21 protein-coding genes are annotated in these 21,936 nt (G+C 57.6%); 4 read left to right on the forward strand and 17 right to left on the reverse strand.

Annotated elements, in window-relative coordinates:
• Positions 1-51 precede the first annotated feature (51 nt).
• The 3 genes from IDL90_RS09170 to glgB are packed head-to-tail and all read left to right on the forward strand — an operon-like array spanning position 52 to position 5,710.
• Positions 52-2,160, forward strand: coding sequence for a maltotransferase domain-containing protein (locus IDL90_RS09170; protein WP_187994989.1), 2,109 nt, complete (start codon positions 52-54; stop codon positions 2,158-2,160).
• Positions 2,161-2,168: 8 nt separating this feature from the next.
• Positions 2,169-3,530: a phosphotransferase gene (locus tag IDL90_RS09175; RefSeq protein ID WP_182142010.1), complete on the forward strand. Its 1,362-nt coding sequence runs from the start codon at positions 2,169-2,171 to the stop codon at positions 3,528-3,530.
• Positions 3,527-5,710 (forward strand): 1,4-alpha-glucan branching protein GlgB, encoded by a 2,184-nt coding sequence (gene glgB / locus IDL90_RS09180; protein WP_182142009.1) that lies wholly within the window; start codon positions 3,527-3,529, stop codon positions 5,708-5,710. The genes IDL90_RS09175 and glgB overlap by 4 nt, the downstream gene beginning before the upstream one ends.
• A 376-nt stretch (positions 5,711-6,086) precedes the next feature.
• Here the strand turns inward: glgB and IDL90_RS09185 are convergent, their stop codons facing one another.
• The 15 genes from IDL90_RS09185 to atpB all read right to left on the reverse strand — a co-directional run bounded on the left by IDL90_RS09185 (position 6,087) and on the right by atpB (position 19,286).
• Positions 6,087-6,980, reverse strand: coding sequence for a co-chaperone YbbN (locus IDL90_RS09185; RefSeq protein ID WP_182142008.1), 894 nt, complete (start codon positions 6,978-6,980; stop codon positions 6,087-6,089).
• Between the two features lie 30 nt (positions 6,981-7,010).
• A complete protein-coding gene (locus tag IDL90_RS09190) occupies positions 7,011-8,054 on the reverse strand; it encodes a hypothetical protein (RefSeq protein ID WP_182142007.1) in 1,044 nt (347 codons plus the stop codon).
• 47 nt (positions 8,055-8,101) lie between these two features.
• Positions 8,102-9,403, reverse strand: a complete 1,302-nt coding sequence (locus IDL90_RS09195; protein ID WP_182142006.1) for a hypothetical protein — start codon at positions 9,401-9,403, stop codon at positions 8,102-8,104.
• A 151-nt stretch (positions 9,404-9,554) separates the two neighbouring features.
• Entirely contained in the window at positions 9,555-9,797 is a 243-nt protein-coding gene (locus IDL90_RS11555) for a hypothetical protein (RefSeq protein ID WP_259349598.1), read from the reverse strand.
• 64 nt (positions 9,798-9,861) lie between these two features.
• Positions 9,862-11,070 (reverse strand): N-acetylglucosamine-6-phosphate deacetylase, encoded by a 1,209-nt coding sequence (locus IDL90_RS09200; RefSeq protein ID WP_182142005.1) that lies wholly within the window; start codon positions 11,068-11,070, stop codon positions 9,862-9,864.
• Between the two features lie 31 nt (positions 11,071-11,101).
• A complete protein-coding gene (nucS, locus tag IDL90_RS09205) occupies positions 11,102-11,800 on the reverse strand; it encodes an endonuclease NucS (RefSeq protein ID WP_187994988.1) in 699 nt (232 codons plus the stop codon).
• Between the two features lie 36 nt (positions 11,801-11,836).
• Positions 11,837-12,244, reverse strand: coding sequence for a DUF2550 family protein (locus tag IDL90_RS09210; RefSeq protein WP_182142003.1), 408 nt, complete (start codon positions 12,242-12,244; stop codon positions 11,837-11,839).
• Positions 12,245-12,274: 30 nt separating this feature from the next.
• Entirely contained in the window at positions 12,275-12,547 is a 273-nt protein-coding gene (locus tag IDL90_RS09215) for a F0F1 ATP synthase subunit epsilon (protein WP_182142002.1), read from the reverse strand.
• Complete coding sequence (atpD, locus tag IDL90_RS09220) at positions 12,540-13,991, reverse strand: F0F1 ATP synthase subunit beta (protein WP_182142001.1); 1,452 nt, start codon at positions 13,989-13,991, stop codon at positions 12,540-12,542. Before atpD ends, IDL90_RS09215 begins: the two co-directional genes overlap by 8 nt.
• Before the next feature lie 42 nt (positions 13,992-14,033).
• Positions 14,034-14,963: a F0F1 ATP synthase subunit gamma gene (locus IDL90_RS09225; RefSeq protein ID WP_182142000.1), complete on the reverse strand. Its 930-nt coding sequence runs from the start codon at positions 14,961-14,963 to the stop codon at positions 14,034-14,036.
• A 2-nt stretch (positions 14,964-14,965) separates the two neighbouring features.
• On the reverse strand, positions 14,966-16,597 hold the full coding sequence (gene atpA, locus IDL90_RS09230) for a F0F1 ATP synthase subunit alpha (RefSeq protein ID WP_182141999.1): 1,632 nt from the start codon (positions 16,595-16,597) through the stop codon (positions 14,966-14,968).
• Between the two features lie 51 nt (positions 16,598-16,648).
• Positions 16,649-17,461 carry a F0F1 ATP synthase subunit delta gene (locus tag IDL90_RS11735; protein WP_182141998.1) on the reverse strand — a complete coding sequence of 271 codons (813 nt, stop codon included), beginning with the start codon at positions 17,459-17,461 and terminating at the stop codon, positions 16,649-16,651.
• Positions 17,461-18,018 (reverse strand): F0F1 ATP synthase subunit B, encoded by a 558-nt coding sequence (gene atpF / locus IDL90_RS09240; protein WP_182141997.1) that lies wholly within the window; start codon positions 18,016-18,018, stop codon positions 17,461-17,463. Before atpF ends, IDL90_RS11735 begins: the two co-directional genes overlap by 1 nt.
• Positions 18,019-18,029: 11 nt before the next feature.
• Complete coding sequence (atpE, locus tag IDL90_RS09245; protein WP_182141996.1) at positions 18,030-18,233, reverse strand: ATP synthase F0 subunit C; 204 nt, start codon at positions 18,231-18,233, stop codon at positions 18,030-18,032.
• Positions 18,234-18,284: 51 nt separating this feature from the next.
• The gene (gene atpB / locus IDL90_RS09250; RefSeq protein WP_316930309.1) at positions 18,285-19,286 is read right to left on the reverse strand and encodes a F0F1 ATP synthase subunit A; all 1,002 of its coding nucleotides are present in this window, start codon (positions 19,284-19,286) and stop codon (positions 18,285-18,287) included.
• 136 nt (positions 19,287-19,422) lie between these two features.
• Between atpB and IDL90_RS09255 the strand changes: the two genes are divergently transcribed.
• Positions 19,423-20,172 (forward strand): hypothetical protein, encoded by a 750-nt coding sequence (locus IDL90_RS09255; protein ID WP_187994986.1) that lies wholly within the window; start codon positions 19,423-19,425, stop codon positions 20,170-20,172.
• On the opposite strand, the gene IDL90_RS09260 is transcribed toward IDL90_RS09255, so the two are convergent.
• The gene (locus IDL90_RS09260) at positions 20,169-20,585 is read right to left on the reverse strand and encodes a hypothetical protein (RefSeq protein WP_182141994.1); all 417 of its coding nucleotides are present in this window, start codon (positions 20,583-20,585) and stop codon (positions 20,169-20,171) included. The genes IDL90_RS09255 and IDL90_RS09260 overlap by 4 nt on opposite strands.
• On the reverse strand, positions 20,585-21,898 hold the full coding sequence (locus IDL90_RS09265) for a glycosyltransferase family 4 protein (RefSeq protein ID WP_182141993.1): 1,314 nt from the start codon (positions 21,896-21,898) through the stop codon (positions 20,585-20,587). Before IDL90_RS09265 ends, IDL90_RS09260 begins: the two co-directional genes overlap by 1 nt.
• Positions 21,899-21,936 lie beyond the last annotated feature (38 nt).

Raw genomic sequence — 21,936 nt, forward strand, 5'->3', positions numbered from 1 at the left:
TCATTCATGAACTTGGTCTGGTCATTGCCCCACACTCGGTAAGCTGTGTGTGTGAACACGAATGATCCGCGCCTTCTCAGCCGTATACCTGCCATCGAAGTCTTTCCGGTAGTTGCCGATGCGACCCTCCCCGCAAAAGCAACCGAAGGTGAAGCATTCCCTGTCCGCGCAACTGTCTTTAGGGAGGGCCACGACCAGTTCGGTGCCGAGGTCGTCCTCGTAACTCCGGACCGCAAAGAATACTCTCGTACCCGCATGTACCTGATTGCTCCGGGAGTTGATTGTCTTGAAGCGTGGGTTATGCCCGACGCTCCTGGAGACTGGTCGTTCAGGATTGACACGTGGTCTGATCCGTGGGCAACTTGGAAGCACGATGCATCGATAAAGATCCGGGCCGGTGTTGATGCGGATCTCATGTGCGAAGAGGGCGCGCGCGTGCTGGAGCGGGCGGTTCGCGGAGACTACCGGAGGGCCCAGCGTCCCCCAAGTGTTCCCGCCTACCGCAAGGTCAAGCCGGATAGCGACGCTGGAAAGCAGATGCTCTTGGCAATCGAAACACTTCGCGATACTTCGATCTCCCCGACGACACGGTTCGCCGCTGCAGTCTCATCCCGACTCGAGGCAGCAATGGCGGCTTACCCGCTGCGAGACTTCATCGAATGCACCGTGAAGTACCCACTGCGTGTTGATCGTAGGGCCGCACTGTACGGATCCTGGTACGAAGTGTTCCCTCGCTCCTTCGGCGCAGTTCAAGCCGAGGACGGAACCTGGAAGTCAGGAACGCTCAATGCGCTAACCGCAAGCGTCAAGAACATCGCCTCCATGGGCTTCACAGTCCTCTACCTCACCCCAGTCCACCCCATCGGCACCACGTTCCGCAAGGGTCGTAACAATGCCCTGGATGCTCACCCGGGAGACCCGGGATCGCCATATGGGATTGGTTCGCCAGATGGAGGCCATGATGCCCTTCACGCGGACTTGGGGACGTTCAAAGATTTCGACAGGCTGGTAAAAGAGGCCGCAAAGCAGGGCATGGAAGTCGCCCTCGACCTAGCGTTGCAGGCGTCGCCTGATCATCCCTGGGTCACGGAGCACCCCGAATGGTTCACCACCCGCGCCGACGGCACCATTGCCTACGCTGAGAACCCACCTAAGAAGTATCAGGACATCTACCCTCTCAACTTCGACAATGATCCTGAGGGCATCTATCAGGCCATTGTCGACGTAGTGGAAGTGTGGATCAGCCACGGTGTGCGGATATTCCGCGTCGATAATCCCCATACCAAGCCGATCCCGTTCTGGCAGCGCTTCCTCAACTACATGCACAGAACGCACCCCGACGTCCTCTTCCTAGCGGAGGCCTTCACGCGTCCCGCGATGATGAGAACCCTGGGAATGGTGGGGTTCCAGCAGTCCTACACGTACTTCACCTGGCGGGAGTCAAAGCAGGAGCTAATCGATTACTTCGAGGAGGTCGCGAAAGACACCGCGTATGTTATGCGACCCGCGTTCTGGCCTACCACTCACGATATCCTCACGAACCAGATGACCACCGGCGGCACCTCAATCTTTGCGATTCGGGCAATTCTGGCTGCTACCGGCTCACCGACCTGGGGAATCTACTCGGGCTATGAACTGGTTGAGAATGTGCAGCGGCCTGGCTTTGAAGAGCAGATCGACAATGAGAAGTATGAGTATCGTGTCCGCCCTTGGGACGCCATTGAGCAGGCCGGGATCACTGGCCTTCTGAAGCAGTTGAACTCTGCGCGTGCGAGCCACCCGGCCTTGCAGCAGCTGCACCAAATCACGTTCCACCACACCACTAATGAGAACGTCCTCTGCTATTCAAAGCACGTCCCCGCCCGTTTCTCCCCGACTGGCAAAGACGACACCGTGATCGTTGTGGTGAGTTTGGATCCCCACAACGAGGTCGAATCAACGATCTACATTGACAGAGATGCCCTGCTGGAGCCGGAAACAAGGACCCGCCTTGGCGCGATGGACGGCCATGAGGACAGAGGCGCACCTGTGGCACTGGAACTGGTTGATGAACTCGACGGGGCAACCTATCAGTGGGGCCGGGAGAACTACGTTCGACTGTCTCCGTGGACGCGTACTGGGCACGTCTTTTCTGTGCGTGCCATCAGCACTCTAGAATAGGTTCACGCATGGCAAACAACAATGAAGTTGAAGCGCTGGATCCTGACTTCACCGCGAAGGTCACCAGCGCTGTCTCCCCGTGGATACTGCAGCAGCGTTGGTGTCCGACCGGATACCAAGATCTGCACCCGGTTGTCCTGTGGCGATTGCCTTCTAAAGGCGAAGAGAATGCGCATGCGCTGCTCCTCGTGGCGCGTCTTGATGAGAACGGACCCCTCCTGCAAGTCCCCTTGGTGGCAGCAGCAGAAAGCGCGAACCCGTCCTCGGCTACCCTTGTCGCAACCACCGAGGACGGGTCCCTCTGGGACGGGACTGTAGAACCCTTGTTCTGGAAGGCATGGGTGCACGTCGCCTCGGTCCTAGCGGGCACGAGGGCGGAACTAGCCCAGTCGGCCGCGAACGTAAGACCATTGGGCATGGAGCAATCCAACAGCTCTGTGATCCTCACAGGCGGGGCAACTCGCCTGATAGCCAAGGTGTTCCGAGTCCTTCAACCCGGCGTTCATCCCGAGGTGGAGCTTCCTACCGCGCTCACGGAGACGGGATGGTCCGGCGTCCCAAAGCTCTATGCCACGTGGGACCTTCCGCCACTACCAGATGACCTCGGGGGATTCCCCTATTGCTCAGCGGTTGTGTCACAAATGATCACGGGTGCGACGGACGGGTTTGACCTGTTTGTGGACTTGGCGACCAAGGGTGAGGATCCGAGCCGTGAAGCCACCGCCCTCGGTATCCTAACCGCACAGATGCACGGCGGCTTGCGGAGCGCCCTCGGCTCCGGGACCCCCTTTCTTCCTGCAGACTTGGCGGAGAGGGTGGAAGGCGGCCTCAAGCGCGCGAGCCTAGATGACATGAGCTGGCCGCATGCGGATCTTAGGAAGCGACTCACACAAGTACTCGCCGACAATATGGGGGGATTGATCACCTCGATCGAGACCCAACAAATCCATGGCGACCTCCATTTGGGCCAGACCCTCAGATCACCGGATGGTTCCTGGTACGTCCTCGACTTTGAAGGGGAACCACTGGCCGATATCGCGCAGCGTTCCGCTCCGGACACACCGCTTCGGGACATTGCGGGGATGTTGAGATCCTTTGACTACGCGTGGCAACGGGCCAACGATGGACCCGATACGACGATGTGGACAAAGAATGCTCGCGATGCGTTTCTTAGGGGCTACAGCTCAGAGAGCGCACTTACTGACGCCGACTTGATGATTCTCGGCGTCTTAGAAATTGAGAAGGCGCTCTACGAGGTCGAGTATGAGGCCAAGTATCGTCCCGACTACCTAAGGGTCCCGCTAGCCGCCCTGGAAGTGCTTGCGAATCTGCACGGTGAACAATCCAAAGTGAGAGACTTGAAGCTATGACTAATCAGCCTGTTTCCATATCCCCCGAAGTCCTGGATTCGGTCGCTCGAGGTGAGTACCACTCGCCTCACTCTGTGCTAGGCGGTCACCCCGAAGATGGGATCGTGACTGTCCGCACCGTTCGTCACCTCGCTGATGAGGTGACCGTAGTGACCGCTGACGCCGAGTACCCGGCAAGCCACGAACACAACGGCGTGTGGGTTGCTGTTCTTCCTGGCGATACCGTTCCTGACTATCGTCTCCGTATTCGCTACGGCGATACCACCACCGTGGTGGACGACCCCTACCGCTTCCTTCCATTTGTTGGCGAACTGGATCAACACCTGTTCTCCGAAGGCCGATTGGAAGAGCTGTGGCGTACCCTCGGAGCCCACCGCAAGCACCTCTCTGGATCCATGGGTGACGTCGATGGAGTCGCATTTGCAGTTTGGGCACCAAATGCGCGCGCAGTGAGGGTCGTTGGCGACTTCAACTACTGGGATGGTTCGGGGTCCTCGATGCGCTCCCTGGGGTCCTCCGGCATCTGGGAGCTTTTCATCCCGGACGTACAGATCGGCGCTCGATACAAGTTTGAGATCCAGGGACCGGAAGGCAACTGGTTCCAAAAGGCAGACCCTCTCGCGAATGCTACGGAAGTCCCCCCTGCTACGGCCTCGGTGGTAACGCACTCTGAGTACGAATGGGAAGACGAAGAGTGGCTCACCAAACGCGCTGAGACCAATGTTCATGAAGGACCGATTTCGATCTACGAATGCCACATTGGGTCCTGGAAGCAGGGTCTTTCCTACCGCGACCTCGCTGATGAGATGGTCCCCTACCTGCTGGAGATGGGTTACACCCACGTAGAGTTCATGCCTGTCATGGAGCACCCATTCGGTGGCTCGTGGGGCTACCAAGTCACCTCCTACTATGCCCCAACTGCACGTTTTGGCTATCCTGATGACTTCCGCTACCTGGTCGATCAGCTCCACCAGGCCGGTATCGGGGTAATTCTGGACTGGGTTCCCGCACACTTTCCAAAGGACGCTTGGGCGCTTGCCCGTTTTGATGGCACCCCTCTGTACGAGGACGGGGACCCGATGCGCGGCGAACAGCCAGACTGGGGAACCTACGTCTTCAACTTCGGTCGCAATGAGGTCCGTAACTTCCTAGTCGCAAACGCGAACTACTGGTTTGAAGAGTTCCATGTTGATGGCCTACGTGTGGATGCCGTCGCATCGATGCTCTACTTGGACTACTCGCGTGAAGAGGGTCAGTGGCGCCCCAACCAGTTCGGTGGGCGAGAAAATCTTGAGGCCATCCAGTTCATCCAGGAAACCAACGCCACTGTCTACCGCCGCTACCCGGGTGTCATCATGATTGCCGAAGAATCGACTGCCTGGCCCGGTGTTACGGCGCCAACTTCTGGCGGGGGCCTCGGCTATGGCCTGAAGTGGAACATGGGGTGGATGAACGACACTCTGCGCTACATGGCAGAAGATCCGGTTAACCGTCGCTGGCACCATGGTGAGCTGACCTTCTCACTTGTCTATGCATTCTCGGAGAACTTCATTTTGCCTCTGTCTCATGATGAGGTCGTCCACGGCAAGGGCTCGATAATCGCAAAGATGCCCGGCGACAAGTGGCAGAAACTCGCAAACACCAGGGCGCTGTACGCATACCAGTGGTCACACCCCGGCAAACAGCTCTTGTTCATGGGCCAAGAGTTCGCGCAGGAGGGCGAGTGGAGCGAGTCGTATAGCCTCGACTGGTGGCTCCTCGATAACCCGGAACATCAGGGGGTCGCGCGCCTTGTCAGGGATTTGAACCATATCTACCGCTCGTCGCCTGCCATGTGGGATGACGACTACACCGGCTTTGAGTGGATCGATGCGGGGGATGCGGACCACAACGTGGTCTCTTATGTGCGCCAGGGACGCAACGAAGATGGAGAGATGGAGCATCTGCTCTGCATCATCAACTTTGCTGGTAACCCGCACGAGCACTACCGGGTCGGTCTACCATTCGGTGGTGATTGGGAAGAGGTTCTCAACTCTGATGACCTGGCCTACGGAGGATCAGGGGTGACGAACCCCAGCGTCCTACATTCGGAGGAGCTGCACTGGAACAATCGTGATCATTCGTTGTCGCTGTCTGTTCCGCCGTTGGCTGCAACGTTCCTTCGGCCCGTCAAGAAGTAGCCTTGTGAGGAGCTAGGGCAGAGAGCACTTACGGTGGGGGGATTCGCTACGGCGGGTCCCCCCACCCCCATCTCAAACCGCGAGATCGAATAGTATCGACAGCTTCGGGTCCAATAACAGTGTAATATGTCGATACTATTCGATCTCGCGGGGAGGGGGTGGGTAGTGACGGCAGCGGTGACCGGTCGTAGAGGCGAGAGGAATACCCACAGCATCTTCTGCAAAAGCCCCTTAAGCCACATCAATCGTCTTCATCTGCACGTAAGGTTGCCGTAATCCCCTAAGGTTGCCCCCGTTCTTGCGAATTACGAGCAACTCTAAGGGATCCCGGCAACCTTACGTGGCGGAGGGGTAGTCGGGGCGAGAGGTGCCCCGCCTACACCATGAGGTGCGTGGCAAGTCTGTTCCGCGCGGCCTTCACTGCTGCGGTGTCACTCGCTATTGGGAACAAGCCGACGAGGGCGCGACGGTACTTCTCTTTGTCGCTCTCATCTTCTGCTGAGATCAGTGCATCAAGTAGGACGTTAAATGCCCCTTGCTCATCACCAGCCGCGAAGTGAGCGTCAGCAGATGTTGTGGGAGACTCAGTCATCGCTGCCCCGCCCGCTAGTTCCTTTTCATAGCGACGCTCAAACCGCGCTCTAGCAAGGGCGACTTTGGCTTCCTTGTCTGCGGGGTTGTTTGCCAGTACCTTTTTCCACGCTTTTACCGCCCCGTCCCAGTCGCCTTCCTCTTCGGCAGCTCGGGCTGGTAAGTGCTCTTCAGGTGTTGGAATCTCCGTGTCTTCATCAGAAACTTCGAGACGTCCGGTCACACCCAGCTGCTGCGCCGCTTGGAGCACCTCTGTGAGGATGCGCTGCGCCTCTGCCGGTGTTGGTACGCCCTCGAACAAGGGAATGGGGCGCCTTGCAATGATCGCAAATGTTGCTGGGACACTCTGCGCCTGGAATGCGGCTGCAAGCTGCGGACTAGCTTCAACATCAACCCGTCCGAGCTGCAAGGACCCGTCTGCTGAACGTATCAGCGACTCCAAGATCTCAAGGGATTGTTTGGAAGCGAGGGATCGTGGAGAATACAGCGCGAGGACCACTGGCACCTCTTGCGAGAGCGCCATCTGCTCTTCAAAGGTCGCCTCTGTAACATCTACGACAAGTGGCGCGGGAACATTCTGCGCCAGCCCGGAGCCTTCAAGACCCCCATCAGCTACTGGAGCGACTTGGTCTGCAACCATATGTGACAGGTCTACGCCACCAAAATTGCTCGATTCCACAGCTTCCACCAAATTCCCCTCCAGCCGAGGCTAGCCTGCTGGCTCTGTGTCATCCCGGTCAACCGACGTGATGACACGCTCAGAACCCACGACGGAGACTTTCTCGTCAGATCCTTGTGGCGGGACAACGAAGAAGATTGACACTAGATAATTGACGCTGACAGAACCGATAACGTTCTTGTCCTCAAGATAAGCAGCAGGAGTTCCCGCCATCTCCAGCGTTGATCCCGGAACCGTGCGACTGTACGTCATCGAGTATGTGAAAGCCGCCGATACCAACGACTGTTCAGTATCCAATGAGACGCCCACGATGGGATAGTCCCCCACAGCAGCCGAGGCCGTAACACTGCCGGCCACCTGTACCGCCTCGTTGACCTTAGTAAGTTCCTCGGCATACCTGGGAGCAAAGACGTTGTCGTCAAAGAGGGCATACTCTTCGTTGTCAGGACTATTCAGATGGTTAACGTAGGTTGTGAGTGTTTCCTGCGGGGTCATAATTAGGCCCTCGGAATCGGCCTCCAACACCTTGGATCCGTCACGGATACCGACGCCACGCACGGAGGTGCCCCCAACTAGCCGCGTCCAGTTCTCCAGCTTGTACTGGTCTCTAGCGGACTGCTGGGTGATGAAGTAGACCTCTGCGGGCTGGTCTCCCGAAGCATTTGAGGCTACTAGCAGAACACGTGGCCATGAGTCACCAACAGTCGCGGAGAAGACCTCTTGGTTTATGGTCAGTGCAGGAATCTCCGTGTCTGTCTTCTCAGCTCGGACAAACTGGCCTTTTCTCAAGGTCAGCGCGGGGTCAACAACTCGTTCTTCGAGAATCGACGTATCGTTCTCTTCAACCGATGCGTCCAAATCCGCCTGAATATCAGCAACGATTCGCCTCACTTGGTCTTCCGTCAAGGTCAAAGAAAGATCCGAATTGGTTGTGCCTGACTGCGCACCTGACTGCGCACCTGATTGCGTTGCCGACTGTGGGTCGGCAACCTCCAGCACGGGCTGGGAACAGCCGGCAAGAACTAACGCGGAACTAGCGGCTAGAGATAGTAGTGCTGTTGTGGACCGCTTCATGGCTTTCTCCGTTTCCAGACTGCTCGGGCGGCGAGGATGGCGGCAAATCACTGCTCGACGTCACCCATAGCCTCACTCCACTTATTGGGTCGCACGCTGCGCTCGTGGAGCACCCGATCCGGGGTGGGGTCTTCCTCGGTGGGTGTGGCGGTCGTCGTAAACTCTCGCTCCCCGACAACCAGGCGGCTTACTCCGCGCCGGTGCGCGTCGCGTAATGCTCGACGGGTTGGGAACGAGCCCCCACCCTGCTGCAACGCAGAAAGGTTCATCATTCCCGAATCAGTCGTGACCGTTTCGCTACGAGACGCTTCAAGGCGTGACGGTTGATCATCCTTGGTGGACGGCTTGTCCTTGGCTTCCATATCATCCGTGGCCACGCTGAGTTCCTCATCACCGGCTGAGTCTGCATCACCGGCTAAGTCTGCATCACCAGCCGAGTCTGCGTCGGGGCGCGAGGGCGTCACGTCATCAACTTCTTGGTCGATTGACTCCACGGTTTCTGCCGCGTCTTCTGCGACCACCTCCGTGGGATCCGCCGTCTCAGTAGCCTCCACCGAAATAGCATTCGTGGACTCGACGTGGTCAGTCGTGGAGAGTTCCGGAAGAGTAGCAATCTCTGCGGTATCGGTGCTGGCTCTCTCATCCAGCGTCCGCAGCGCCTCAGACCTTGACGCCCGGCGACGAGCTGCCCCCGCAAGCGACACGGCGATAATCAGCGCCATGATCGTCGCAATCGCTGCACCAATGAATGATGCCACGGCCAGCAGGTTTGATTGCGGTGTCTGCCAAGTCAATGTCAACGTTGGCGCGGGGCCCACTCCGTCAGTTGCAGCGAGGATTGACAGTCCCATGTCGTCCCCACTTAGGGTGAGACTGACAGAGCCACGCCCATAGTTTTCCGCGACCCACATGTCAGAGCTAATGGGACTGGCAGCCTGAGCGCCTGACTGTGGCTCTTCCACACTCTCCGCGCCGCGACCTGATTGAGCTTCTCCAGATTGTGGATTCGCCTCAACCCCGTGGGGAATTGTCTTGAGGGTTTGAAGATCAAGCAGACCAACAATTTCCTCATAGGGTTCATCCTGCAACCAGGCGGTGATGTCTTCCGGGCTGCCAACTGCAAGCCAGACATCTTGGTCTGGCTCGGCAGTAACATTGATTCTGACACTGTCCGCATAGAGGGGGAAGACGCCCGCGCGGGTCATGGCAAATGGCTCTGTGGGGTTGTGCGTTGCGCTAACCTGCTGGGCTGGGCGCCACACCGTTAGTGCCAGAGCGCCAACAGCCAGCAATGCTACGGCAATGATGCCGAGCACGATGGGCACCGAATATCTTTTCGCCTTGCTCACGGCCAGTTCCCTCCCAAATACTGCGTTAGTACAGAATAAACCAGCTATTGGGCTCGATGGCGAGCACTAGGACACAATCTGTACTACGCCAAAGATACGCCACATTGGAATCAGCCGCCTCTTTAGTAACAGCTAGGCCCTTTTCATCGGCCTAGTCGGGACGCAACCTTCGCCTCCAGCACTCAGAGTGCCAGTGTCGGCGTGCCTGCACGCCCACAGGGCGCCCAAAGCGCGAATCTTCTGGCCATGCCACGACATGTTCTGTCCCCGCAGGGATCTGTTGCAGACAGCCGGGGCAAATGTACGTCTTATCGCCACCTCCTACATGCTGAACTTGGTAACTATCTCCGCCCGGCCCGCTCTCACTGCGGGGCACGCCCCTCAGCGCGTCCATATTGAGAGGGCGGTGTTCCCTCCCGTTGTGGGCGCGCTTCGAGCCGCGAGACTTTGGCACGACCCTACTGGGCTACGACGCTGGCGCCGTTGCGGAACACCCGAACCGGGTGCAAGTCATCAGATGCCACGAGGATATCAGCCCGCAGACCGACTTTGATCTCACCGCGATCCTCAAGACCCAGGACCTTAGCTCCCTGCTTGCTTGCCATGTACACGGCATCTTCCAGCGGTATACCCCCGTCGACAACGGCGATGCGAACCTGGTCCATGATGTGCGAAGTTCCTCCGGCGAGATTTCCACCTTCGGTCAGACGGGCAACTCCGTCGGCAACTGTGACTGCATTGGGTCCGAGGACGTAGTCGCCATCAGCCATTCCAGCTGCAGCCATAGAGTCCGTGACGAAGACGGCATTGTCGCGCCCGACGATCTGGGCCACCTCATTGACCAGCAGTGGATCGAGGTGCACCCCATCGCAGATCATCTCAGCAATGATTTCGCCGTCCTGAGCGCTCGACAACAATGCCGGAATTGGACCCGGAGAGCGATGGTGCATCGGAGGCATACCGTTAAACAGGTGCGTCACCGTGGCCTTGCCTCCGCGGATCTTGTTCTCTGCAAGCAGGTCAACACCCATTTCGACGGCTTCGTTTGCTTGCGAAACCGTGCAGTCCGAGTGACCCCATGATGGGAGGATCCCTCCCTCAACCAGCAGGCGAACCGCCTCGCGACCGTCCTCGTCCAAACATCTTTCGGGAGCCAGCGTGATGGATACGGCATACCCGCGGCCCGCCTCTACTAGCTTCGTTGCGTCGGTCGGCGTTGCCGGAACTAGGAACGCGGGGTTCTGAGCTCCGCAGCGCGCCTCAGAGAGGAATGGTCCCTCGTAATGAATGCCTGCAATGATGCCCGCCTCAACGGCGTCAGCCAACAGACCTGCCCTCTCTTCAAGCACCGGGATTGCTGCTGTGACAAGTGAGGCAACCAGAGTAGTTGTCCCATATTTCAGGTGTTCATTAGCCGCCTGTTCGACATCAGCCACAGTCAGGGAATCAGGGAACGAAGCCCCGCCACCGCCATGGCAGTGCACATCGATGAGGCCCGGGAGAATGTACCCGTCTGCGTCTAGCCGCGAGGCATCCGCGTAACGGTCCGGCAGATCCGCCTGGCTTCCGACCCAGGCTATTAGCTCACCTTCGATCACTACTGCACCGTTCGTGATGGTTTTATCAGGTAGCACGACTGAACCCGTTAGTAACTGAATATCACTCATTTTCCTTCGGCCTTTGTTTGGAACTCTCTGACTAGAACAGGCGGTCCTGACTGTTATCCATTCCCCGCATTGCCGCATAGTCCAAGCTTAGACACTCAATACCACGGTCCGCGGCAAGAACTTTGGCCTGATTAGTTAGTTCTTGACCCGCAAAGATTCCTCGAATCTCCTTGTAGCGCTCTTCCCGCCCCAGAAGATCCAAGTAGCGGGTCAATTGCTCGACTCCGTCGATGCCGCCGCGCCTCTTGACCTCTATAGCGACAGGATGCCCCTGCGGGTCATAGACCATTAGGTCGACAGGACCAATCGGCGTTGGGTGCTCACGACGTTGCAGGCGCCACCCCGGTCCGAGAATGGTGGAAACCTGTTCTGCCAGGAGCTCTTGGAGGTGGGCCTCTACCCCATCCTTGCGCAGGCCGGGGTCCTCCCCCAGCTCCTCGACAACTTCCGCGATCTTCTCGTAGATGCGGATAAGTAGGGCACCATCCATCTTCTTTGGCTGCACAGTCCACACGGCCACGACACCGAGCTCTGACTCGTCCTCATCCGGTTCGCGTTCCGTAAGGACACACGGAGCTGTCATCCAGTTCAGTGGCTTGTATGAACCCCCATCGGAATGAACCAACACGGAGCCGTCTGCTTTGAGCATGAGCAGACGTCTTGCACGCGGCAGATGGGCATCAAGCCGACCCGTGTAGTCCACCGAGCAATCGGCTATGACCAATCGCAACGCGTACCCCTTTCAGAAGAAACCTAGGAACCCTGGCTATCCACGGAGACCGGGAGGTGCGGAGTTCACCCAAGAGATCAGCCCGGCAGCGTCTCCCTGCGCCAACGCAAGGGTGAAGAGACCTTGAGGGGAGCGGAGTCGGACGATGATGTAGCTATTGTCCGCTGTTGGGACTGGTCCCCCCACCACTTCAAGATAGGCCCGTGGCAGTAGCAGGTCCGGTGTCGTCCTCGGACTGGCCAAACGGTACCAAGCCAGATTGATTTGTCCGTAGAGCGCTACACCACGAATCCATTGGTCGTCACCCGGCCGAATGATCCACGTACTAAATGAGGCTTTTCTACCCACGAGGATCGCTGCGCGCAGTCCCAAGAAGGTCAGCATCGCCAGGATAACCACGAGGATCAAGGCGGAGACAGCAAGAAAAATCATCCCTGCACTCATGCTCGCCTCCGGTTTCGTGACTCTGCAACACTACTTGGAAGAAATCTCTCCGCCCTGGGCGACGATCGTCACATAGTCTGAATCAACGGATGCAAAGCCACCGTCGATTGAGACAGTCACCTTCACTCCCCCTTGCGCTTGGATCTCAACCTCTCCGGCTTCTAATACCGTCAGAAGAGGTTGGCGACCCGTGAGGATACCCAAGCGCCCATCCACCGCTGGGACCGCCACATATGAGGCATTCCCTTGCCAGAGGGGTTCCAGCCGAGAGACAACTTCAACATGAAGCTTAGCGTCACTCACCGTCCTGGATTTCCTTCCATCTACGTTCGATATCCTCGATGCCGCCGATGTTGAAGAAAGCCTGCTCTGGAACATGGTCGTAGTAGCCGTCAGCAATACGCTTGAACGCTTCGATCGTCTCCGAGAGGGGAACCGTGGAGCCGGGTAGGCCCGTAAACTTCTCCGCCATGTATGTGTTTTGTGAGAGGAACTGCTGAATCCTCCGCGCCCTAGCAACAGTGACCTTGTCTTCTTCAGACAGTTCGTCAACACCAAGGATTGCGATGATGTCCTGCAACTCCTTGTTCTTCTGCAGGATCGACTTCACCCGGGTTGCAACATCGTAGTGTTCCTGGCCAACGTGCTTCGGATCAAGCAGTCGCGACGTTGACGTCAGTGGATCAACCGCGGGGTACAAGCCTCGTGAAGCAATCTCACGTGAGAGCTCGGTTGTCGCATCAAGGTGAGCAAACGTCGTTGCAGGCGCCGGGTCCGTGTAGTCATCAGCAGGAACATAGATTGCCTGCAGCGAGGTGATCGAATTTCCACCGGCAGAGGTGATGCGCTCCTGCAACATGCCCATCTCATCTGCAAGGTTCGGCTGGTAGCCGACCGCTGAAGGCATACGGCCCAAGAGTGTCGAAACTTCAGAACCCGCTTGAGTGAAGCGGAAGATGTTGTCGATGAAGAGGAGCACGTCCTGGTTCTGAACATCGCGGAAGTACTCTGCGATCGTCAGCCCTGTGAGGGCGATACGTAGACGCGTCCCAGGCGGTTCGTCCATCTGGCCGAAGACCAGCGCGGTTTTATCCATGACGCCGGCCTCTTCCATTTCGTGGATGAGGTCGTTGCCCTCACGTGTTCGTTCACCCACCCCGGCGAACACAGACACACCACCATGGTCCAGTGCAACTCGTTGGATCATCTCTTGGATGAGGACGGTCTTGCCGACGCCCGCACCGCCAAAGAGTCCGATCTTTCCACCCTGCACATACGGAGTAAGCAGATCGATGACCTTGATCCCCGTCTCAAACATCTTCTCTTGACCTTCAAGCTGGTCAAACGAGGGCGCGTCCCTGTGAATGGGCCAGCGCTCCTTGATGTCGAGAACCTCATCCTTCTCCAAGTTCAGGCATTCGCCTGTCACATTGAAGACGTGGCCCTTGGTCACTTCACCAACCGGGACTGTGATTGGACCACCCGTGTTAGTTACCTGCGCCCCGCGCACCAATCCATCAGTTGGCTTCAGTGCAATGGTTCGCACCATGTTGTCACCCAGATGCTGGGCAACTTCAAGGGTTAGAGTTGTCAGCCCTTCGCCCTCGCCCTGGCCGCGTAGATCGAGATCTACGAGCAACGCATTGTAGAGCGGGGGGATCGCATCCGGGGGGAACTCAACGTCAACTACGGGACCCACAACGCGCGCAACGCGACCCTCGGCGGGCTTAGTCTTTTCGTCTGCCATCTCTGTCTCTTTCCGCGGCCACGGGGGCCTAATCCGTGTTGTCTAGTTGGCCTGCGAAAGAGCGTCTGCACCCGAGACGATTTCGCTAATTTCCTGCGTTATTTCACCCTGGCGTGCCGCATTTGCAAGCCTGGTGTAATCGGTTATCAAGTCTCCGGCATTTTCTGTTGCCGTGTGCATTGCCTGCTGACGTGCTGCCAACTCCGACGCTGCGGACTGGACCATTGCGGTCGCAATGCGATTGGTTACGTAAAGAGGAAGTAGCGTGTTGAGAACGCTGTCCACATCTGGAATGAACTCATACTCTGGGAAGCCCGTACCATCTGGACCAAAGCCCAGCTCGCCTTCGCCCTCGCCTTCTCCCTGGGGAGCATCGACGACCCTAAGCGGCACGATCTGGCGGATTTCAGGTATCTGCTTCACCATGGAAATGAACCTGGTGAAGACAATTTCAACCGCAGCCACACCTGTTGCAGGGTTTGGATCGAGGAAGTACTTGAGTAGTGTGTCACCGACCTCGTACATACGTTCTTCGGACGGACGGTCCGAGTCGCCCTCCCAGGCTTTCTCAATTGGGATGCCACGGAATCTGAAGAACTGCGCCGCCCGCTTACCGGAGGTGAAGAGAACGGGCTCCTTCCCGTCCTCGCGGAGTTCTTCCATCAGCCGTGCCGTTTCACGCAATATTGTTGCCGAGTACGCCCCGGCCAATCCGCGGTCCGAGGAAATGGCAAGAACTGCAACCCTGTTCGTATCAGAACGTTCCTGTGTGAGCGGATGGTGGATGTCCGAGTGCACCGCAACGGCCGCAACGGCCGCCGTCAGGGCACGCGTGTAAGGATCTGCTTCGACTGCGCGCTTACGTGCGGCACCGATTCGAGAAGCAGCAATCATCTCCATCGCTCTGAAGACTTTTTCAAGCGTTTCAGTTGCGCGGATCTTCTGCTTGTAGACCCTCTGTTGACCACCCATTCCTAGTCCTTCTTCGCACCGCCGCGCGTGCGGACGATCTCTTCTTGGGTACGCTCGGCCTCAACTTCGCCCTCTGCTGCCCCATCCTTCGAGACTACAAACGACTGGTGGTAGTCCTCAACCGCACTCTTCAGATCACTCTCGAGATCTTCTTCGAGCGTTCCCGTAGCGACGATCCTCTCCAGAACATCTGTGTGTGCCCGCAAGTGGTCCAGAAGACCGTCTTGGAAGGGGCGAACCTCTTTGAGTTCGAGGTCGTCTAGGTATCCCTTCGTGCCTGCCCAGATCACAGCGACCTGATCCTCAACACTCATCGGGGAACTCTGCGACTGCTTCAGCAGCTCCATCATGTGCTCACCACGTGTCAACTGCGCCCGAGTGGTCGCGTCGAGGTCGGAAGCAAACATGGCGAACGAGGCCATCGAACGGTATTGGGCAAGCGTCAGCTTCAGGGTGCCCGCAACCTTCTTCATAGCCTTGATCTGCGCGTCACCACCAACACGGGAGACGGAGACACCAACGTCAACCGCCGGGCGCTGGTCGGCGTTGAAAAGGTCCGACTGCAGGAAGATCTGGCCGTCGGTGATTGAGATGACGTTCGTCGGAATGTAGGCGGAGACGTCGTTTGCCTTGGTCTCAATGATTGGCAGACCCGTCAGGGAGCCGCCTCCGAGTTCATCCGACAGCTTCGCGCATCGTTCTAGAAGACGCGAGTGGAGGTAGAAGACATCACCCGGGTACGCCTCACGGCCCGGTGGGCGACGAAGCAGAAGTGACACTGCGCGGTAGGCTTCTGCCTGTTTTGAAAGATCGTCAAAGACAATCAGGCAGTGCTTTCCACCGTACATCCAGTGCTGGCCGATAGCGGATCCCGTGTAGGGAGCCAAGTACTTGAATCCTGCGGGGTCCGAGGCCGGTGCAGCAACGATGGTCGTGTACTCCAGTGCACCAGCATCAGCAAGAGTCTTGCGGACGGCAGCGATGGTCGACGCCTTCTGTCCAACGGCAACGTAAATGCAGCGAACCTGCTTCTTGGGGTCACCCGTTGCCCAGTTGTCCTTCTGATTCAGAATCGTATCGATCGCGATAGCAGTCTTGCCAGTTTGCCGGTCGCCAATAATCAGCTGACGCTGTCCACGGCCAATCGGGATCATGGAGTCAATGGCCTTAAGGCCCGTCTGCAAAGGCTCATGCACCGACTTACGCTGCATGACGCCGGGAGCCTGCAGTTCGAGGGCGCGGCGTCCCTCCAGGTCCGTAATCTCTCCGAGGCCGTCGATGGGTTTACCCATGGGATCGACCACGCGCCCCAGGTAGCCGTCGCCAACCTGAACTGAGAGGACCTCACCTGTGCGGCGAACTTCTTGACCTTCTTCAATCCCTGAGAAGTCACCCAGAATGACCGTTCCAATCTTGGTCGGTTCCAGGTTCATCGCGAGTCCGAGCGTTCCGTCCTCGAACTTCAGGAGCTCATTGGCCATCGCTCCCGGAAGACCTTCAACCTGCGCGATGCCGTCGGCGGTTTCAGTAACGTGACCGACCTGCTCGGCCGTTGCGTCCACGGGCGTAAATGACTCAATGTAAGAGTCCAACGCTGCCCGAATGTCTTCCGGGCGAATCCCAAGATCAGTCATTGATCGTTCCTAATCGCTTCTGTGTCCAAGTCATGTGAGAGAGGTCTGTTGCTACTTAGCCATGGCCAGACGTGCCATGGCAATATCCGTACGGATCGAGGTGTCGATTGATTCCTCGCCTATATCGAGACGGAAGCCGCCGATCAACGATGGGTCAACCACTTGCGCCATGTCCACGGGACGTCCCCACTTCCGCTCAGCAAGTGATGCCATCCGGGCTGCCTGGGCCTCAGTCAATGGACGAGCAGTACTACATACCACCAGTGCCCTGCCATTCATGTCAGAAGCCCGTGCCGCCATTCGCCGAAGCAGTTGCACTAGGTGCCCGTAGCGCACGTCGTGGGCTGCCCGCATAATTAGCTTCTGCGCGATTGGGCTGACGTGGCCCTCAAAAATTTTCCCCGCGAGGGCGGCTCTCTGGTCGGCGTCACCCTCCCCCAAGTCAGACAGTTGAATCCGCAAGTCGCGGTTGCTGGCAATCAGCGCGTAGGCATCCACAAGCTGCTGGCTGAGGTCGGGGTTCTTCTCGTAATCCTCTGCGAGAACATACGCGTCCATGCCGAGTTCACGAATTGTGGTCCCCAGTTGGTCCTGATGACCCCAGTGCTGGCCTACCAGCAGGGAGATCACTGCCATGGTGACTGAGCCAACCCGCGCGGAGAAAACACTCTCAGCGAGGTTCACTCGGTCAACTGGCGTTCGGCCAGGGTCCGTCAGTGCCCGCAGGAGGCGCCGGTTCTGGCTCAGCGTGTCGTAAACACCAAACAGTTCAGCACCGACTGCTTCACCCTGGGGACCAATCTTGATGTCCCGGTGAAGCAGGTCGCGTGCGGCCTGAAGGTTCGACTGCTGTTCCGCTCCCACTAGGCATCCGCTCCCGTGGGGGTCGAAGCCAAGTCGGCCTCAACATCGCTCATGAACCTGTCGATTACACGCTGTGACAGTTCTTCATTTGTGAGCTGTTCGCCAACGATGCGCTCTGCCAGCTGTGTCGCTAGAGTACCCACATCTTGACGCAATGATATTGCGGCAGCAGCGCGCTCCGTGGCGATGTGACGGCTTGCAGCTTCGGTAATTCGAGCTGCTTCAGCCTGGGCTTCATGGCGACCTTGGGCCACAATTCGGCCTGCGTCCTTCTGTGCGTCACCGCGGATCTCCCGGGCCTCTTCCTGCGCCTTGCGAAGAACTTCTTCACGCTCACGCTTCGCGAGTGAAGCATCCTCTTTCGCCTTGTCGGCAGCATCGAGTCCCGCGTCGATCATCTCGCGGCGGTCATCTATCATTCCGTAGATTTTCGGAAGCGCTTTGCCCAGCACCAACCACAGCCCAAGCATGATTAGCGCCGACCAGAAGATCTCATAAACCGGCGGAATCAAAACATCAAGGCCACCTACGGCTGCGGCCTCAGCTGGAAACGGCATGGTTGCAACCATCAGACAATAAATGCCAGAACGAAGCCGATCAGGGCAAGGGCCTCGATTAGGGATGCACCGATAATCATGTTCGTAAAGAGGCGACCAGCGACCTCGGGTTGGCGTGCTGTGGCTTCCTGTGTACGCGCAACCAGGATGCCGATGCCGAGGCCCGGGCCGAGTGTTGCAAGGCCGTAGCCCAGAATAGTGATGGAACCGGTCATCGTTTCTTCCTTCTGTTGTTACTTGGTTTTGGTTGGGATCAGTTGTTTGGATTAGTGGGCTTCGACTGACATCTTGATGTAGACGGCAGTCAAGATGGTAAACACATAGGCCTGCAGTACTGCCACGAACATCTCAAACAGAGTCATTACCACGGCTGCGGCCAGGGTCAGTGCGGAGACGGGAACCAGGGCTCCGACGCCAATCAGCAGCACCTGGGTTCCGAAGTATGTCAGGGCTAGGAGCATGTGGCCGGCAATCATGTTAGCCAGAAGACGAATAGCCAACGTAGCGGGTCGCACGATGAAAGTTGAGATTAGTTCGATTGGAGTGAGCAGGAAGTACACGGGCCACGGGATGCCGGGAGGGAACAACTGTTCCTTGAAGAAGCGCAATCCCCCACGTGCCTTTATACCCGCACTGATGAAAGTCACATACGAGATAATCGCGAACACCAGTGGAACTGACATTACAGAAGATGCTGCGATGTTGATTCCCGGAACGATACCGGTGAGGTTCATTCCCAAGACGCCGAAGAAGGTGAAGGCTAGGAGCGTACCGTAGCGCTTGCCGCGGCGAGTCCCGAGGAGCTCGATACCAATGTTCTGGCGAACAAACGACACGCCAAGTTCAATCAGCATTTGGCCGCGAGATGGGCGGAGTGTCACGCCAGCAGCCGTCACGGCAAAGATGAGTGCAACAATAGCGGCAGCGATGATCCGTGCCAGAGTGAGTCGGTTTAGTTCGAAAGCAGTCCCACCCCAGATGATTGTTTCTGGGAAGAAGTCGGCCATGCCGGGACTGTGAACGTCCTCGATCGGATGGCTAAATGCGTCGACTATGCCGGGATAGAACGTCACAACCACGACGCCCAGGAGCAGCACCAGGCCGAGCCACCACCACAGCGGCCGTGCAGGATTGCTCCGTGCAGTCTCTGTCTTGTGGGTAGCGTCAGGCAGGCGATTCTCCGCCGGCTTGGCCACAGTTGCCGTGGTCAGAGCGTACCTCCAGATATTCGTGCCTTCTGCTGTGAAGACAATTGCCCAAACTACCACCGCGTATAGAGGTGGACGACGATCATGCTATCAGGCCAACCGGGAACCGGTTGCATGTGTAGGCTTTCAAAGTGAGTAAGAACGCCCACTAGAAATGAGCTAGTTGGGGCGTCCGGTAGTACTAGGAGGAGGAACTGTGAGCCAATTGGCATCTACCCCGCCCCAAAATGCCAAGTCGGCCGAGCAGAGTGATGACTCACCTGATAGCGAAAAGGTCCCCGGGCAGGACTCTTGGCTCGCGAAGACGGGTGGGGAAGCAGGTATAACGGTTGGCTTAGTTGCGCTGCTCTTATTTCTAAGGATGTTCGCAGTTGCGGACTGGAACTGGACCGTCGTGGCTTCCCTTACTGAGTCATTCAATTTTGACGATGCCTTCTCTATTCTTCTTGGCACCCTGTTTGAGCGACCCACCATTTCTGGAATCCTCATTGCCATTGCCCTACCTCTGGCCATCTACCGGGACTATTGGCTTTCCAAGAGGGATCTGGGTAAGACCCGCGCTAACAACTGGTTCATCATTGTCGTGCTCCTCGCAACCGCCTACGTGTTGACCCGGACCCTGCACATGTGGTGGGTGATCGTCTGGTCGGTAGCCCTCACAGGGCTGTTGATTCTGGTATCGAAGCTGGCGAAGCGTAAGGGCTGGAGGCGCCAGGTTGCGAGACTCGGCACTCACGTGGGTATCGTGATTGGTGTCGCTCTGCTTGCAGTTGCCTCAACAGTAGACACCCCCTGGGTTGAGAGAGAACAGATCGTCCTTCAAGAGGAAACGATCTACGGGTACGTCCTCGACAGCAACCCCGGATTCCTCAAGATCATGACGGATGATCGAGAAATCCTCATCACTCCGGACAGCGACGTGGTGAGCCGGACGATCATGGACTAGTCCGCAATCTCCGACGGAACTGTCTTCTTCTTTTCTGGCACGAACGCCAGCACTTGCACAGCGGACGTGAGCGCAATTCCTGAAATGAGCAGTGTTGCGACCACACCAAGGTTGAACATTTCAAGTTGCTTTGCCATCACCAGAAGTCCCAGAGTGAGGACGATCTTTATCATGTAGTCAAGGGCAATCCACGCAACTGAAGGATCATCAGATTCAAGCGTCTTAGATGTTGTAAACCACGACACCACCAGCATCACAGCTCCCCCACCGACGCCTGCCACCACGGAGGGCCACAGCGTACCGGAAAGAAAGAGGACAATCGCAAGTCCCAAAAGTACGAGGACGCCGCTCCCGATGAGCATCCCCGTCCTCAACCTCTTCAGGCCGCGACGCGCGGCAAGCGAGTTGACCATCAGTCATCTTCCTTGTCTACTAATTCGGCGTGAACCGGACGAAAACGCCCAGATTGCTTTGCCTCGGCGCCCTCCTGAGAACTGCTGCCCTCAGGGTCCTGCTTGTGGTGGCTAAGGGGCGACCACATATGGTCCAGATTCGGCCTCGAAATAACGGTCTGACCATCGTCGACTGCGACACGGCCCCCGGGGACACCCGTCCCCCGAGAGCGTCGCCGTGATGAACCCGCAGCCGAGGGGAACTGGAAGAGTGTCGCTAAAACTATCAGGACTGCCGCGGGAAGCGCCCACGCAAGAACTATGAGTGGCGGCATTAGTAAGAACGACACCGCAACCACGCAGGCCCAAGTCGTCCACGCATACATGATCAAGACGACCCCGCGGTGCGAATGACCATGGAGAAGCAGACGATCGTGGAGGTGCGTGCGGTCTGCCGTCATCGGACTTCTCCCGTGCGCCATACGCAGCACCGGCGTAATGACCAGATCTGCAAGTGGAATAAGTAGGACTGCCAGGGGGAGGATGACTGGAATCCACGGGGTGATCACGGACTGTTCGGTGAGCAGTGCCGGATTTGCCTGTCCGGTGACTATCAGAGTCGCCGATCCAAGCAACAATCCCAAGACCATTGCGCCAGAGTCACCCATGAAGATAGACGCCGGATGGAAATTGAACCAGAGGAACCCTATGCATGCCCCGGCCAGGGCGACGGTAACCACCGCGGCGGCTGTGGCATACGACGTTGCCCCCATAAGTCTTGTGAGGATGTATGAGTATGCGAAAAATGACAGTGAGCCGATTGCGATGACACCGGATGCCAAACCATCAAGCCCATCCACGAAATTCACGGCATTGATGATTGCGACCAAGATCAGTGTTGACACAAGCACAGAGAGCCAAGCAGATCCAACTGTGACACCAAAAATGGGGACACTGAGAAGTTGCACGCCACCCATTGCCATCCCCCCGGAGATGAGGATCTGCCCTGTTAGTTTGGTGAGCCAATCCAGCTCCCACACGTCATCAACCGCCCCCAAGAGTGCTATGGCGACCGTCCCCAAGGCAACCGACCACAGGGTAGGTGAGGACTCATATATTGGGCGCAGATAGGGAATCGCATACCCGAGTGCCAGCGCTGCTAAGACACCACCCGTCATGGCGATACCGCCAAGGCGTGGGATGGGATGTGCGTGGACGTCCCGAGCGCGCAAAGGCGTGAGGATGTTTAAACTTAGAGCCATGCGACGGACAATCGGCGTCAGCACCATCGTCACCGCCAGCGCGGTCAAGAGCACAAGCATGTATACGCGCACTCGACCCCCTGACTCTAACTATCTCTGCCCAGCCTACG

Origin of the sequence: Schaalia sp. JY-X159, from assembly GCF_014525425.1 — a bacterium.
Classification (GTDB): domain Bacteria; phylum Actinomycetota; class Actinomycetes; order Actinomycetales; family Actinomycetaceae; genus Scrofimicrobium.

Bases quoted from the DNA above. Each gene is read 5' to 3' on its own strand.
- IDL90_RS09175 (WP_182142010.1), top strand. From the start codon at position 2,169: ATGGCAAACAACAATGAAGTTGAAGCGCTGGATCCTGACTTCACCGCG.
- glgB (WP_182142009.1), top strand. From the start codon at position 3,527: ATGACTAATCAGCCTGTTTCCATATCCCCCGAAGTCCTGGATTCGGTC.
- IDL90_RS09190 (WP_182142007.1), bottom strand. From the start codon at position 8,054: ATGAAGCGGTCCACAACAGCACTACTATCTCTAGCCGCTAGTTCCGCG.
- IDL90_RS11555 (WP_259349598.1), bottom strand. From the start codon at position 9,797: ATGGACGCGCTGAGGGGCGTGCCCCGCAGTGAGAGCGGGCCGGGCGGA.
- IDL90_RS09200 (WP_182142005.1), bottom strand. From the start codon at position 11,070: ATGAGTGATATTCAGTTACTAACGGGTTCAGTCGTGCTACCTGATAAA.
- IDL90_RS09210 (WP_182142003.1), bottom strand. From the start codon at position 12,244: ATGAGTGCAGGGATGATTTTTCTTGCTGTCTCCGCCTTGATCCTCGTG.
- atpD (WP_182142001.1), bottom strand. From the start codon at position 13,991: ATGGCAGACGAAAAGACTAAGCCCGCCGAGGGTCGCGTTGCGCGCGTT.
- IDL90_RS09225 (WP_182142000.1), bottom strand. From the start codon at position 14,963: ATGGGTGGTCAACAGAGGGTCTACAAGCAGAAGATCCGCGCAACTGAA.
- atpA (WP_182141999.1), bottom strand. From the start codon at position 16,597: ATGACTGATCTTGGGATTCGCCCGGAAGACATTCGGGCAGCGTTGGAC.
- atpF (WP_182141997.1), bottom strand. From the start codon at position 18,018: ATGCCGTTTCCAGCTGAGGCCGCAGCCGTAGGTGGCCTTGATGTTTTG.
- atpE (WP_182141996.1), bottom strand. From the start codon at position 18,233: ATGACCGGTTCCATCACTATTCTGGGCTACGGCCTTGCAACACTCGGC.
- IDL90_RS09260 (WP_182141994.1), bottom strand. From the start codon at position 20,585: ATGGTCAACTCGCTTGCCGCGCGTCGCGGCCTGAAGAGGTTGAGGACG.